This window comes from Massilia sp. IC2-278, assembly GCF_020708045.1.
Lineage (GTDB): Bacteria > Pseudomonadota > Gammaproteobacteria > Burkholderiales > Burkholderiaceae_D > Telluria.
On the sequence record NZ_JAJFES010000001.1, the window covers coordinates 372453 to 385568 of the forward strand.

The following is a 13116-nucleotide window of genomic DNA, read 5'->3' on the forward strand; positions in this document are numbered from 1 at the left end:
TCGGGCGCTTACCGCGCCGGATCGTTCAGCTTGTCCAGCGTGATCGTGCGTCCATCCTCGATCACCTCGCCGTTGCGCAGCAGGATCTGCGACACGCCGCCCGTCTTCGGCAGTTCCAGCGCGATGGTGTCGCCGCGCTGGCGGTAGCGGCCCTGGGCCGCGCAGGTGCCGAACAAGGGCGTGTTGCTGACGCGGTCGGCGTCGACGAGCAGGAAGAAGAACAGCGTGTCGCAGCTGTTGCCGCGCCCGCCGCTGCTGGCCATCAGGATGGCTTCGCGTCCGTTCGACTGGTTGAAGCTGCGTACCGGGAATTGCCACTGCGCGTCTTCGCCCTTGAACAGCGGCGTCCCGCTGACGGTCATCCGGTAGTTGCCGTCCGCGCCTTTGGTGCGCTTGAGTATGCCGGCACTCGTGTTCAGCGAGGCGGACAGGGGGACGGCAGCGCTGTTGAACCTGCCGCGCTCGAGCCGCGTGCCCGGCGTTGCCGGCAGGATGTCGTCGAAGTCGTCGTAAGGCGTGCCGTCGGCAACCGTGGTGCGCTCGTCGGCCATATGGGCGGGAATCAGCACGGCGGACACGATCCCGAAGATGAACAAGGCCAGCACGATGCCCACGCCCCAGCGCGACCAGTTTTTCTGGACCCGGTTGAAGTGATCGAGGTTCTGCCAGCCGCCGGCCCGCCATGCCATCTCGCGGCCCTTGAAGCCGAGCCAGATCGCCACCAGGAAGCCGACGTAGGGAATGATGGCCAGCAGGCCGATCCAGGTACGGTTGCCGATCGCCCAGATCCAGTTGAGCAGGAAGGCGCCCCAGCTCCAGCCCTTCACGCCGTCCGGCATCTCCTCGTCCATCTGGCCCGGGCGCCACATCGGCTGGCTACCAGCCTTGTCGAGCGACACAGCGGGCTGGGCTGCGGCGAGCGGCTTGCCGCACTGGCTGCAAAAGGCGCTGCCTGCGCCCGCCTGGGCGCCGCACGAAGTACAAAACATGTGAGTTCCTGATGAGGATGCTGGGCCGGGGCCGGAGCGTCCGATTGTAGGGGAAGTTGGCGCGAGGAAAACTATCGAATCCTCACCAAGGCTGGATTTTCCATGAGGGGGCGACGCGGATCGCCGCGCCGCGCGGCACTTCATCTATACTGCCGCTCGAGGCCGCATCCACGCCGGCTAACCATGGAGACAAGCAATGCTGAATCACGTCATGATCGGTTCGAACGATATCGAACGCTCGAAACGCTTTTACGATGCGGTGCTGGGCACCCTCGGCGCCGGCGAAGCCGTGCGCAACGTCGCATCGTCGGGCCACACCCGGCTGTTCTACCGCCACGACGGCAACAGCTTCGGTGTTAGCGAACCCATCAATGGCGAAGCGGCGACCTGCGCCAACGGCGCCACCATCGGCTTCAAGTGCCATTCGCCCGAGCAGGTGCAGCAGTTCCACGACACGGCCGTGGCCCAGGGCGGCGTCTCGATCGAAGACCCGCCAGGCCTGCGCGAAAGCAACATGGGTGCGCTCTACCTGGCTTATGTGCGCGACCCGGACGGCAACAAGCTGTGCGCCATCTACCGTCCTAAATAAGAGGGCTGGTTCATGCACGGTGAAGCCTTGTCCCTGCGCATCCGCACGCTGATCCGTTCGCTGCCGCGCACCGGAATCACGCTGAGCGAACTGGTGCACCGCGTCGGCAACGACGGCCTGCTGATCCTGGCCGCGCTGCTGACCCTGGTGTTCCTGATTCCGATCTCGATCCCCGGCGTGAGCACGGTGTTCGGCGCGGCCATCCTGCTGATCGGCATGGCGCGCCTGCTGCGGCGCGAACTCTGGATTCCCGAGCGCATCGCGCACAAGACCATCGCCACCCGCAAGCTGCGTCCCATGCTGCGCAAGGCGCTGCCTCTGCTGCACCGGCTGGAACGCGTGAGCCGTCCGAACCGCATCGCCTGGCTGGTGGCCAACGGCCCGGCCGAGCGCATGAACAATGCGTCGCTGATCCTGGGCGCCGTGCTGTTGATGATGCCGTTCGGGCTGATCCCGTTCAGCAATACCTTCCCGGCGGTGGCGCTGCTGTTCTTTGCCATCGGGCTGCTGCAACGCGATGGCGTGTGCGTGCTGCTGGGTTATGTCGCCAATGTGCTGACGATCGCGTATTTCGCGCTGCTGATCGGTGGCGGTGGGCTGGCGCTGCGCGAGATGGTGGGGCGGGTGATTGCCTGAGCTGTCTGGCTAACGATGGTGGGTTCGAGAACCCACCCTACGCATATTCGGGGACGCTGGCAATGGTGGGTTCGAGAACCCACCCTACGGCGACTCACGCCGTGAATGCCGGTAGGGTGAGTTCTCGAACCCACCGCACGTCACATCAAACTGGGCGATTGCCCATCAATTCCCCGAGCCGCACCGAACGCTCCGGCGCCCAGTCCTTGTTGAAGCCGATCGTCTTTTCCTTGAACAGCATCACCACCGTCGAGCCGAGCAGGAAGCGGCCCATCTCTTCTCCCTTCTTCAGCACCACCGGCGTGGTGTCGTAGGTCCAGTCGCAAATGCGCGCCATGCGCGGCGGGTTTACCACGCCATGCCAGGACGTCGCCATGCTGCCGACGATGGTCGCGCCGACCAGCACCATCACGAACGTGCCGAACTGCTCCGACTCGAACACGCACACCACGCGCTCGTTGCGCGCGAACAGGCCGGGCACGCCGCGCGCCGTGGTCGGATTCACCGAGAACAGGGCGCCGGGCACGTAGATCATGCGCGTCAGGCGGCCGTCGCAGGGCATGTGGATGCGGTGGTAATCCTTCGGGCTCAGGTAGAGATTGGCGAAGCTGCCGTGCCGGAAGTGCGCAGCTAGTTGCGCGTCGCCGCCCACCAGTTCGGTGGTGGTGAACTTGTGGCCCTTGGCCTGCAAAATGTGGTGGTCGTCGATGGCGCCGAACTGGCTGATCGCGCCGTCCACCGGGCACACGAAATCGGCCTGGGCCAGTGGCCGCACGCCGTCGGCCAGCGGACGGGTAAAGAATTCGTTGAAGCTGGCGTAGCTGGCGATGTCCGGATTGGCCGCCTCGGCCATGTTGACGCCGTACTTGCCGACGAACCAGCGGATCAGGCGGGTCGTCATTGCGCCTCCGCGGGCGCCGGCGACGCGTCCGGCAAACGAGGTCAGCGCCTGCTTGGGCATGACATATTGTGGCAGTACTTTTATGCGGGACACGGTGTTGGCCTCATAGCTTTAGTTATCCGGAATTATAACGGGCGTGCCCGATAGAATGGACAATTCAACAGCAAATCGGACGCCACTGGAAGAAGCGCGCCCGGGCGGTGCGGCTGAACTTCGCCATTGTGGATGAGTCCAAGTTCAGGACAGTCCATCTGATGAGCGCCGTCCTGCATGCATCGTTGCCCGAAAACGGTATGAACAACGCGATCGATACGATTAAAAACGGCGTCGCCAGGTTCGTCACGAATGTGTGGCAGTTCTTCGTCGGCGGTGTCGTGGTGCTGGCCGCATTTGCCGGTAATTTCGTCGACCTGAAGCAATCGCGTATTTCCGTCGAAATCACTGGCATTAACCAGAGCGCCTCGGCAGAGGTGGACATCGCGCGCATGCCCGGCTTCAGCAACTTCAAGAAACTCGCCGGTCCGCCGATGCTGCTGGAGCGTGACAAGAAATTCAACGTCGAGGCAATGAAGCAAGAGCTGGAGCGTTACAGACAAAATCTGGTAGAGCGACGCGGCGAATATTCGAAGTTGAGGGAAAAAGCCGCAATACTTCTGGAGCAGCCGGACGCGCCAGCCAAGAGCGCGACGGAAAGTGTGGAAAGCGCCGATTTCGATTTCCCCTTGGCGCTGCTACGCGATGAGCAGGTTCTGAAATTGCCGCGTGACAAACTTAAAGAGCGCCTGGCCGAAGACGAAGCGCTGCTGCGTAGCCAGGAAAACACGCTGGCGCTCGCGGAAACCGAAGTAGCCCAGTTCGCCGAGCGGGCCGCCAAGTCCGACTCCAAAATCGAGGTCACGGCCGCGATATCGAACTCGGGCGATGGCTCCACCTCCCTGAAACCCCAGGCGCTGCTGAGAGCCGATCTAGGGCAGGGAAATTACTTGGATATCTATCTCAGGATTATCCGCTACGAAACGGGAGTGGCGGAGCTGCGCCCACGCGGAACATCCGTATTGACCTTCGAATCACCGCCAATTAACCGCATGGCGCCGGCGGACCAGGAACGCTTCGCCAACTTTTTTCGAAATACCTCGCCGACCAATCTGTACGTGGTCGATGTGCGCAACCGCTATTACCGTTCGAATACCATCCCGTTCGCCCAAGGGATTTACGAACAAAAGATATACGACGCGATCAAGAATTACGCAACCAAGGCCAATGAATGATTCTTGTACCGGTGCATGAGGCAATGGCCTTGTAACAGCACATGCATATCAAAAAAATATTCTCGGAGGCAACACAAAGGATGTGATCTCGCAGACAATATCGGCTCCTATCATTGTCTGTTCCCTATGCACGCCCGACTCTCCCCGATTCGCCTGACGCTGCTGGCCGCCGCGTTGGCAACCACCTTCCCGCTGTACGCACAAGAAGCGCAGGAAACCAAGCAATCCGCAGCCGACACGACGGTCAAGAAGGGCGAAGCCGCCCAGGCCGGGCAGACGATGCAGCGCGTCGAAGTGAAGGGCGCGGCCCAGGCCTACGACCCGCGCCGCGACGATACCGCCACCAAGATCGTGGTCAACCAGGAAGAGATCGTCAAGTACGGCGATACCAGCGTCACCGACGTGCTCAAGCGCGTGCCCGGCATCACCGTCAACAGCAGCAATGGCCGCGGCGGCGAAATCCGCATGCGCGGCATGGGCGCCGGCTATACGCAGATCCTGATCAACGGCGAGCGCGCGCCGGCCGGCTTCTCGATCGAGTCGCTGGCGCCGGACGTCATCGAACGCATCGAAGTGCTGCGCGCCGCCAGCGCCGAGTTCTCGACCCAGTCGGTGGCCGGCACCATCAACATCGTGCTGAAAAAGGCGATCCGCACCGGCCAGCGCGAAATCAAGGTCGGCATGCGCCGTACCAGCAGCGGCATGCGCGGGCCGAACGCGAACCTGCAGCTGTCGGACAAGGTCGGCAAGATGTCGTACTCGATCTCGGGCAGCGGCGCGCACGAAAGCTTCGAGCGCACCGCCACCGTGTTTGAGGACGCCTACAGCGGCGCCGGCGTCCAGACCCAGGCGCGCAGCACTGTTGGCGTGGAAGACGGCTCCTTCAGCTACTTCAACCTGGCGCCGCGCCTGAACTGGAATCTCGAGAACGGCGACACGCTCACCTCGCAGACTTTCCTGAATTCGGGCCGCTTCCGGACCCGCACGAACGAGACGGCCACGACCACGATCGGCGCTGCGGCGCCTTACCCGGACCTGGCCCTGGCTAACGACAACAAGAACAGCTTCTACCGCACCGAGCTGAACTGGGTGCACAAGATGGAAGCCGGCGCCAAGCTCGACATGAAGCTGGGCGTGCAGGGCGGCGAGAACGACAGCACCTCGCGCCGCCTGACGCCCGCCGGCGCCGCACGCGCGCTCGACAACCTGATCGTCTCGGAAGGCGAAGACCGCGGCGTGACCAGCACCGGCAAGTTTTCGAAGACCATCTTCGAAGGCCACGCGCTGGGCATGGGCTGGGACGGCGGCTACAACACGCGCGAGGACAGCCGCGTCGAGACCGAAGCCGGACGCACCGTGTTTCCGGGCCTGCCGGACGGCGAGGAATTCGAGGCCCAGGTCTCGCGCCTGGCGCTGTATGCGCAGGACGAGTGGAGCGTCACGCCGCGCCTGTCGGTGTACCTGGGCGCGCGCTGGGAAGGCATCCGCACCCGCACCTCGGGCAACACATTCGACACCGGCCGTTCGCGTTCGAGCGTGTGGAGCCCGGTGCTGCAAACGCTGTGGAAGATCCCGGACACCAAGGGCGACCAGGTGCGCTTCGCCGTCACCCGCACGTATAAGGCGCCGAACGTCTCCAGCCTGATCCCGCGCCGCCAGACCTCGGTCGACAACCGCTCCACCGATCCCGACTACCAGGGCAATCCGGACCTGCAGCCGGAACTGGCGCTGGGCTTCGACGCCTCGTACGAGCACTACTGGGCCGAAGGTGCGCTGCTCTCGGCCAGCGCCTCGATCCGCCGCATCGACGGCTACACCCGCTCGGTCATCGATTTCGACGGCATGCGCTGGGTGGCGATGCCGATGAACGCCGGCCAGGCCGTCTCGAAGAACCTGGAACTGGAAGCCAAGTTCCCGCTGAAGGCGGTCATGGACGGCGCCCCGGCGATCGACCTGCGCGCCAGCATCAGCCGCAACTGGTCGGAAGTCGACGGCGTGCCCGGCCCGGGCAACCGCCTCGATGGCCAGACCCCGCTGTCGGCCAATCTCGGCATCGATTACAAGGCCGGCAAGGTCAGCACCGGCGCCAGCTTCGCCTACAAGCAGGGCATGACGGTGCGCGTGTCGGAGCGCCAGACCTCGGTCATGGACACGCGGCGCGACCTGGAAGCCTACGTGCTGTACAAGTTCTCGCCCAAGCTGCAGCTACGCGTGGCGGGGCAGAACCTGCTCGACGAGGACTTCAAGGCCAGCAGCAGCTACCTGGAAGATGGGCGCGGCCTGGTGCTGCGCCGCGGCAGCTTCCCGGTGGGCGTGACGCTGCGCGCGACGGTGGAGGCGAAGTTCTGACAAGTTGCCGGGCCTGTGCGGCAGCGCTGGCCAGGCCCGGCATGACCCCATTTTATAAAGACCATATCCATGGATGCTGCATCGCCGAATCTGTTCATTTCCTTCCTCCCAATGCTGCTGCTGTCGCTGCTGATGGCGGTTCCTGCCAATATGCTGGCCAGGCAAAAGGGGCGCAACGTTGTGCTCTGGACCATCCTGGCCCTGATCCCGCTCGTGAACTTCGCCTGCATGTGGTACTTCGTCGGCGCATCGAACCTGGTACTCGAGAACAAGATCGACGAGCTGATGCTCGAACTGAAGCGCTCGAAGCAGTAGGCGCTTGTCCGAGGCCGGCGCCGCACCACCCGGGTCGGGTGCAGGCGCCGGTTGGCGCTTAGTGCAGCCGCATCGCCGCCGCGCCGCAGGCGATCAATGCTGCTCCGGCCACGCGCAGCGGGCTTACGCGTTCACGCAGGACCAGCACCGCAATCGCGTTGGCAAACAGGATCGAGGTCTCGCGCAGCGCCGCCACCGCGGCCACCGGCGCCTGCGTCATCGCCCACAGCGACACCCAGTAGGCGCCGACCGACAGCGCGCCGCCGCCGGGCAGAGCCGGATTGCTGCGCACAAACGGCAGCAGTTCGCGCCGGCGCCGCAGGGCCAGCGCCGCGACGCCGGGCGCCGTGGCGGCGAAGATCCACATCGTGTAGGCGGCCGGTGCGTGCGACAGGCGCACGCCGGCGCCGTCGACCAGCGTGTAGGCCGCGATGGTCGCGGCCGACGCCAGCGCCAGCAACGTGGTGCGGCGGCTGACCGCAGTGTTGGTCCGGGCGCGCCCGGTCATCGCTAGCACGCCGCCGCAGATCAGGCAGATCGACAGCCACTGCATCGCGCCCAGGCGCTCGCCCATGAAGGCCAGGCCGAACGAGGCCACGAGCAGCGGCGCGCAGCCACGCATCAGTGGGTAGGCGAGGCTGACATCGCCGTCGCGGTAGGTGGCCATGAGCAGCGCGTAATACACCACGTGGATCAGGGCCGAGGCGGCGATATAAGGCCAGCTGGCGGGCGCCGGCTGCGGGAGCCAGGGCAGGGCCAGTGCGCACAGCAGGCCGGCGCTGACGGCCACCGCCACCGTCGAGAGAAAAGCGTCGCCTTTCGTCTTGAGCATGGCGTTCCAGCCGGCGTGCATCAGCGCCGCGGCCAGCACGGCCATCACCACTGTGCCCGACATGCCAGCCGCAAGCACGCTCATGCGGCGCGCGTCATGCCGTCAGGTGCCGCCGGCGGAACCAGCGCAGGGCCACCAGCACCGCCAGCGCCTGCATCGCCGCCGACAGGAAGAAGCTCGAACCGATGCGCCAGTCGTCGGGCGGCAGGTGGCTGACGGCGCCGAGGATCGAGGTGCCGATCAGCGGCGTCACCACGACCGCCAGGCTGCTGATCGACTGCAGGGAACCCATCAGCTCTCCCTGTTCGCCGGGGCCGGCGTCGCGTGAGACGATGCCTTGCAACGCGGGGCCGGCCGCAAAGGCCAGCAGGTTGCAGCAGATGAAGACGTACATCATCCAGCCCTGGGTCGCCAGGCCATACAGGACGAAGGTGATGGCGCCCGAGGCCAGGCCCATGATCGACAGGCGCACTTCGCCCAGGCGCCGGATCAGGACCGACACCAGCCCGCCTTGCACCACGGCCGCGGCCAGGCCGACGCAGAACATGGCGATGCCGTTGTCGCGCGGGGTCCAGCCGAAGCGGAAGGTGGTGTACAGCACCCAGGTGGTCTGGGTCATGATCTGGCCGAAGGTGGTCAGCGCGAACACGACCACCAGGCCGCGGATGGCGCGCCGCGCCAGCAACTTGCGCAGTGCATAGAACGGGTTCACCTTCTGCCAGCTGAAGGGTTCGCGCGTCGTTGCGGGCAGCGATTCCGGCACGAAGAAGTAGCCATAGACCAGGTTCACGCCGGCCAGCGCGGCCGCCGCGTAGAAGGGCAGGGCCAGGTCGTATTCGCCCAGCAGCCCGCCCAGCATCGGGCCGCAGATGAAGCCCAGGCCGAAGGCGGCGCCGATCTTGCCGAAGCTTTTCGCGCGGTTCTCGGGCGTGGAGACGTCGGAGGCGTACGCCATCGCCACCGACATGCTGGCCGCCGACACGCCGCCGATGGCGCGGCCGATGAACAGCCAGGCCAGGCTCGGGGCCATGGCGGTGACGAGGAAGTTCAGGCACATGCCGCCCATCGAATACAGCAGCACCGGGCGCCGGCCGATGCGGTCGCTGATGGCGCCGAGCATGGGCATGAAGACGAACTGCAGCAGGCCGAAGACGGTGGCCAGGATGCCGTACCACAGGGCCTGCTCGTCGCGGCCCTGCACGAACTGGCCGACCAGCGGCGGCATCACCGGCACGATCAGGCCGATGCCGATGACGTCGATGAACACGCTGACCAGGACGAAGTTCAGGTTGCCGGTCTGGGCCCGGTGCGTTGCAGCCTTCTGCAGCATGGAATGGTCCTGCCAAAAAAGAACGATCTTACACCGCTTGTGCAGAGCCGGCAGCGGCCGGCAGACTGCACCCTCAGACTTCCCACTGCAACTTGAAGGTCAGCGCGGTGCTGCGCTCTTTCACCAGCGGCAGCTTGTCGCTGGTCACCCCGAGCGACAGCGTGCGTCCGTGCTGCCACTGGTAGCGGTACAGCAGCGAACGGTGCACCTGGCGCTCGTTCCATGCTTCAAGCTGGGTCATGCCGTCGTCGCGCCTTGCGGCCCAGGTGTTCTGGGCCAGCAGGCGCAGCGAGTCGCGCGGGCTGAAGTGCAGCATCGCGCGCCAGCGCCAGGCGGTGTCGGTAAAGGCCGGCGTGCCGAGAGTGCCGCGCACCCAGGACCGGTTCAGGTGGTGGTCGAGTTCCAGCGACCAGCCGCGCCTGATCGGAAAGCGCAGGTCGACGTCCAGGATCGCCTGTCCGCCCGGACCCACGCGGTCGGCGTCGGCGTCCAGCTGGCGGCCCAGCGCCAGTTCGGCCGCGATGCGCGCGACCCAGGGCGCCGGTTTGGTCTCGATGCCGAGGTTGACCACGCGCGTGTCGTGCAGGCGCCCGCCGGGACGGGCGCGCTGGCGGTCGAAGCCGAGTTCGGCCCAGAGGCCGGTCTGCAGCGGCGCCGCCATCCAGACGCCGGGCCGCAGCCTGCGCTCGACGGTCTCGCCGCCGGCCTGGCCGGTGGGCTTGTCGGCCAGGGTGCGCATCTCGTGAAAGCCCAGGTAGGTTTCGAATTCGTAGAGTTCGAGCGCGCCCAGCGTCTGCGAGCCGAGGATGCGGTTCAGCGAGCCGCTGGCGCGCGCGATGCCGGCCTGCGGCACGAAGCCGTTGTCGTTGGCGAAGCCCGGCGCGATCGCCTCCAGCTCGACCTCGTGCCACCAGCGCTCGGTCTTGTGCAGGTACTTGTTCCACAGGTAGGCGCCCGAGCGGCGCGGCACCTTGCCGACGACGGCATCCTCGCCGAAGCCGGCGCTCGTGCGCGAGACCATCGCCACGCCCGACAATTGGTGCTGCACGCCGTCCTCGCCTTCGGCGCGCCACTGTGCGTCCAGCCCGAGCACGTCGTTGCGGCCGAAACGGTGGTAGTCGCGCTGCGAGGCAAAGGCGCCCAGCAGCAGGCCTTCGCCATGCCAGCGTGCGCGCACCAGGCTGGCGACGCTGCGGCCGGCCTGCACCGCTTCCAGGGTTTCGTAGGGGCGCCCGCGCAGGACCAGGCCGCCCGGCTCGTCGCGCAGGCTCATGGCGGTGGCGTCCATGTCGGACGCGCGCCAGGTGGCGCGCAGGCCGTACTCGGGGTCGTTCACGGTGCGCGAATAAAACGCCGGCAGGGGCAGGCTGAGTACGTCCGCGCTCTCCAGGAAGAAGCCGCGCTTTTCCGGCAGGCTGAGGGCGATGTTGCCGGCGCCCTGGGATACCGGCTCGTCGATCTCGACCAGCGAGAAGTCCGGGTTCAAGGTGGCATTGAAGACCCAGTCGGCGCGCGGGCGGGCATTGATTTCCAGGCCCAGTTGCGTGTCGCTGCCGCGCACGCGCTGGCCGGGCGCGGCGGCACGCGCGCTGCGCACCGTCAGTTCCGGGCGCCACTCGACGAAGCCGCGGTCGCGCACCGAGGCCACGGTGGCGTCCATGCCCTCGATCTCCTGCAGGAAGCTGAGGCGGCTCAGGGCGTCGATCCGGTAGGGCGCCGTCGCCAGCAGCGTGCCGTCGGCATGCGGGATGCTGCGCTCGACCATCACGCGCCAGTTGCGCCCGCCCGCGTAGGGAAAGCGCAGGTTCGACAGGGGCCAGCGCACTTCCATGCTGTAGCCGTCCGGCAGCAGGCGCACGGCGGCGTCGATCGGGAAGTCGGGGCCGAGGTCGGATTCGTCGTCGTCGGCGCGGTGCATTCCGTCGCTCACCACGCCGGCGATGTTCACGCGCACGAACTGGGCGGCGCGGCCATGGCCGGCCGGGTCGATCCAGATGCCGATGAAATCCTGGCCGGCGTCGACCTTGTCGCGCCGCGCCAGGGCGCTGCGCAGGCGCTCGGGGGAGGGGTCCCAGGCGCGGATGGCGAACACCAGGGCGTCGTCGTCGACCACCAGCTGCACGCTGGTGCGCATGCCCTTGGCGGTGGGCTCGCCGTCGCGCGGCAGGTGCTTGTGGAAGCCGTCGAACACGGGCGCGCGCTGCCAGGCGCGGTCGTCGAGCATACCGTCGATGGCGGGAACATCGGCGCTGGCAATGCGCAGCGCGCGCAGGCCGCGCGGCTCGGTGTCGATTGCCAGGGCGGGGTCGGCGGCCAGGACGGCGGCGACCAGCAGGCCGCGCACGCGGCCGGGGAACGAAGAAGTTTTCATTCAGGCAATTATAACAATGCCATCATGCCTGAGGCCGAAAAATGTGACTGTCGGTTTGCTTCAGGCGGCGGTCGCCGCTCCCAGCCACTCCGCCGCGAACTCCTGGCGAAATACCAGCAGTCTGCCCAGCCGTTCGTTGGCCAGGTCGCGCCCGGCCGCGGTCTGCATCATGTCCGGCAGTTTCGCCAGTTTCAGTACGATGTGGTCGAGCGTATAGGCGCGGTCGTCGAGCTCGCGGTTTTCCGCCAGCGGGTCGGTTGGATGCGCCAGGGCGCGGCGCATGCGGCCGGAAATGGAAAACATGCGCGCCAGGCCCACCGCACCGAGGGCGTCGAGCCGGTCGGCGTCCTGCACGATCCGCGCTTCAATGGTGGTGGGAACGATCGCCGCCGAAAAGCTGTGCGCTTCAATCGCATGCGCGACGGCGTCGAGCCGCCCGGGTGGGAAGCCGGCCTCCAGCAGCAGCGCGCGCGCGAGCAGGGCCGAGCGGCGCGAGGCCTGGGCGCGTTCGGGATCGTCCTTTTCCAGGTTGACCAGGTCGTGCAGGTAGCTGGCCGCCATCACGACCAGCGGGTCGGCATCGAGGTGGTGGCCGAGCAGGGTCGCGGCGCTGCGCCAGACGCGCTCCAGGTGGCTGGCGTCGTGGGCGCCGTCGTCGTTTGCAGCGGCAGCGGCCATGGCGGCCAGGCGCGGGCGCCAGGCGGCGAGTTCAGGCTGCGGCGCGGTATGGTCGTTCATTCGTGTCCTTCATGGATTGCTTCGATGTCGTCGGCTGGCGCCGCGGTGGCGCGCTGCGACAGGGCATCGGCTTCGCCGTTCTTGTGGCGCGGTATCCAGCGCAGCGTGGTCGCCGCCGGCAGTTGCGCCAGCAGCGCGTGCACGCGTGCGCGCAAGGGACGCAGCACGGCGGCGCTGTCGGCAGGGGCGCCGTTCACGTCATCGATCACCACCTGGCTGTCGCCGTACACGGTAAGCGGCCCGGCGCCCTGCGCGACGGCGGTTTCCAGCAGCAGGATCAGGGCGCGGTATTCGGCTTCGCTGCTGTTGCCGTAGCCGGCCGCTTGCGACAGCTCGACGGCCTCGCCGCCCGGCCCGAGCAGGCGCGCGCCGATGCCGCAGCGGCCCGGGTTCGGCTTGGCGGACCCGTCGAACCAGCCGCGCCAGGCGGTGGGGGCGCCTTCCTGGCGCAGGCGGCGCAGGGCGAGGGCGGTTTCGCGCGCCGCTTCCCTGGCGGCGTCGCGGTCGGCGCGGCGGGCGAGGGCGCGTGCTGCCTCGGCGGCGCGCAGGGCGGCGCGTGCGTCGAGCAGGCGGTCGAGGCCGGCGTCGCCCGCGCTCGCGGTGAGCGTGGTGCGCAGGGCGTCTTCGAAGGGAATGTTGGAGCGCAGGGCCAGTTTGCGGCTGGCGGCAAGTTCGGTCTTGCTGGCGGCGCCTTGCAGGCGGTCGAGGTCGTTCATGGCGTGAGCATAACCGCTTTCGGCGGCGTTGACACGGCATGCAAAGCTTGCAACACTTGCCTGGCGTTATTTCGCTGCGTCA

The 13116-nt window shown here is 66.9% G+C and carries 12 protein-coding genes; 5 read left to right on the plus strand and 7 right to left on the minus strand.

The genetic code is table 11. The features are described from left to right. Positions 1-8 precede the first annotated feature (8 nt). The gene (locus tag LK540_RS01670; protein WP_229435292.1) at positions 9-989 is read right to left on the minus strand and encodes a zinc ribbon domain-containing protein; all 981 of its coding nucleotides are present in this window, start codon (positions 987-989) and stop codon (positions 9-11) included. 196 nt (positions 990-1185) lie between these two features. Here LK540_RS01670 and LK540_RS01675 point away from each other — a divergent pair, with 196 nt between their 5' ends. Beyond that, the gene (locus tag LK540_RS01675; protein ID WP_229435293.1) at positions 1186-1578 is read left to right on the plus strand and encodes a VOC family protein; all 393 of its coding nucleotides are present in this window, start codon (positions 1186-1188) and stop codon (positions 1576-1578) included. 12 nt (positions 1579-1590) lie between these two features. Then, positions 1591-2214 (plus strand): exopolysaccharide biosynthesis protein, encoded by a 624-nt coding sequence (locus tag LK540_RS01680; protein ID WP_229435294.1) that lies wholly within the window; start codon positions 1591-1593, stop codon positions 2212-2214. Between the two features lie 145 nt (positions 2215-2359). On the opposite strand, the gene asd is transcribed toward LK540_RS01680, so the two are convergent. Beyond that, the gene (gene asd, locus LK540_RS01685; protein WP_229435295.1) at positions 2360-3175 is read right to left on the minus strand and encodes an archaetidylserine decarboxylase; all 816 of its coding nucleotides are present in this window, start codon (positions 3173-3175) and stop codon (positions 2360-2362) included. Positions 3176-3369: 194 nt separating this feature from the next. On the opposite strand from asd, the gene LK540_RS01690 reads away from it, so the two are divergent. The 3 genes from LK540_RS01690 (at position 3370) to LK540_RS01700 (ending at position 7047) form a co-directional block, all read left to right on the plus strand. Continuing rightward, positions 3370-4383 (plus strand): hypothetical protein, encoded by a 1014-nt coding sequence (locus LK540_RS01690; protein ID WP_229435296.1) that lies wholly within the window; start codon positions 3370-3372, stop codon positions 4381-4383. A 126-nt stretch (positions 4384-4509) separates the two neighbouring features. After that, positions 4510-6732, plus strand: coding sequence for a TonB-dependent siderophore receptor (locus LK540_RS01695; protein WP_229435297.1), 2223 nt, complete (start codon positions 4510-4512; stop codon positions 6730-6732). A gap of 69 nt (positions 6733-6801) precedes the next feature. After that, a complete protein-coding gene (locus LK540_RS01700; RefSeq protein WP_229435298.1) occupies positions 6802-7047 on the plus strand; it encodes a hypothetical protein in 246 nt (81 codons plus the stop codon). Positions 7048-7105: 58 nt separating this feature from the next. Here LK540_RS01700 and LK540_RS01705 read toward each other — a convergent pair whose 3' ends face one another. The 5 genes from LK540_RS01705 to LK540_RS01725 all read right to left on the minus strand — a co-directional run bounded on the left by LK540_RS01705 (position 7106) and on the right by LK540_RS01725 (position 13034). After that, positions 7106-7963 carry an EamA family transporter gene (locus tag LK540_RS01705; RefSeq protein ID WP_229435299.1) on the minus strand — a complete coding sequence of 286 codons (858 nt, stop codon included), beginning with the start codon at positions 7961-7963 and terminating at the stop codon, positions 7106-7108. Positions 7964-7973: 10 nt separating this feature from the next. Then, positions 7974-9209, minus strand: coding sequence for a TCR/Tet family MFS transporter (locus LK540_RS01710; RefSeq protein WP_229435300.1), 1236 nt, complete (start codon positions 9207-9209; stop codon positions 7974-7976). 73 nt (positions 9210-9282) lie between these two features. Continuing rightward, positions 9283-11580, minus strand: a complete 2298-nt coding sequence (locus tag LK540_RS01715) for a hypothetical protein (RefSeq protein ID WP_229435301.1) — start codon at positions 11578-11580, stop codon at positions 9283-9285. Positions 11581-11640: 60 nt separating this feature from the next. Further along, positions 11641-12318, minus strand: a complete 678-nt coding sequence (locus LK540_RS01720) for an HD domain-containing protein (RefSeq protein ID WP_229435302.1) — start codon at positions 12316-12318, stop codon at positions 11641-11643. Beyond that, on the minus strand, positions 12315-13034 hold the full coding sequence (locus tag LK540_RS01725) for a ribonuclease HI family protein (RefSeq protein WP_229435303.1): 720 nt from the start codon (positions 13032-13034) through the stop codon (positions 12315-12317). Before LK540_RS01725 ends, LK540_RS01720 begins: the two co-directional genes overlap by 4 nt. Between the last annotated feature and the right edge of the window lie 82 nt (positions 13035-13116).

Bases quoted from the DNA above. Each gene is read 5' to 3' on its own strand.
- LK540_RS01670 (WP_229435292.1), bottom strand. From the start codon at position 989: ATGTTTTGTACTTCGTGCGGCGCCCAGGCGGGCGCAGGCAGCGCCTTT.
- LK540_RS01690 (WP_229435296.1), top strand. From the start codon at position 3,370: ATGAGCGCCGTCCTGCATGCATCGTTGCCCGAAAACGGTATGAACAAC.
- LK540_RS01705 (WP_229435299.1), bottom strand. From the start codon at position 7,963: ATGAGCGTGCTTGCGGCTGGCATGTCGGGCACAGTGGTGATGGCCGTG.
- LK540_RS01725 (WP_229435303.1), bottom strand. From the start codon at position 13,034: ATGAACGACCTCGACCGCCTGCAAGGCGCCGCCAGCAAGACCGAACTT.
- LK540_RS01715 (WP_229435301.1), bottom strand. From the start codon at position 11,580: ATGAAAACTTCTTCGTTCCCCGGCCGCGTGCGCGGCCTGCTGGTCGCC.
- LK540_RS01700 (WP_229435298.1), top strand. From the start codon at position 6,802: ATGGATGCTGCATCGCCGAATCTGTTCATTTCCTTCCTCCCAATGCTG.
- asd (WP_229435295.1), bottom strand. From the start codon at position 3,175: ATGCCCAAGCAGGCGCTGACCTCGTTTGCCGGACGCGTCGCCGGCGCC.
- LK540_RS01675 (WP_229435293.1), top strand. From the start codon at position 1,186: ATGCTGAATCACGTCATGATCGGTTCGAACGATATCGAACGCTCGAAA.
- LK540_RS01680 (WP_229435294.1), top strand. From the start codon at position 1,591: ATGCACGGTGAAGCCTTGTCCCTGCGCATCCGCACGCTGATCCGTTCG.
- LK540_RS01720 (WP_229435302.1), bottom strand. From the start codon at position 12,318: ATGAACGACCATACCGCGCCGCAGCCTGAACTCGCCGCCTGGCGCCCG.
- LK540_RS01710 (WP_229435300.1), bottom strand. From the start codon at position 9,209: ATGCTGCAGAAGGCTGCAACGCACCGGGCCCAGACCGGCAACCTGAAC.
- LK540_RS01695 (WP_229435297.1), top strand. From the start codon at position 4,510: ATGCACGCCCGACTCTCCCCGATTCGCCTGACGCTGCTGGCCGCCGCG.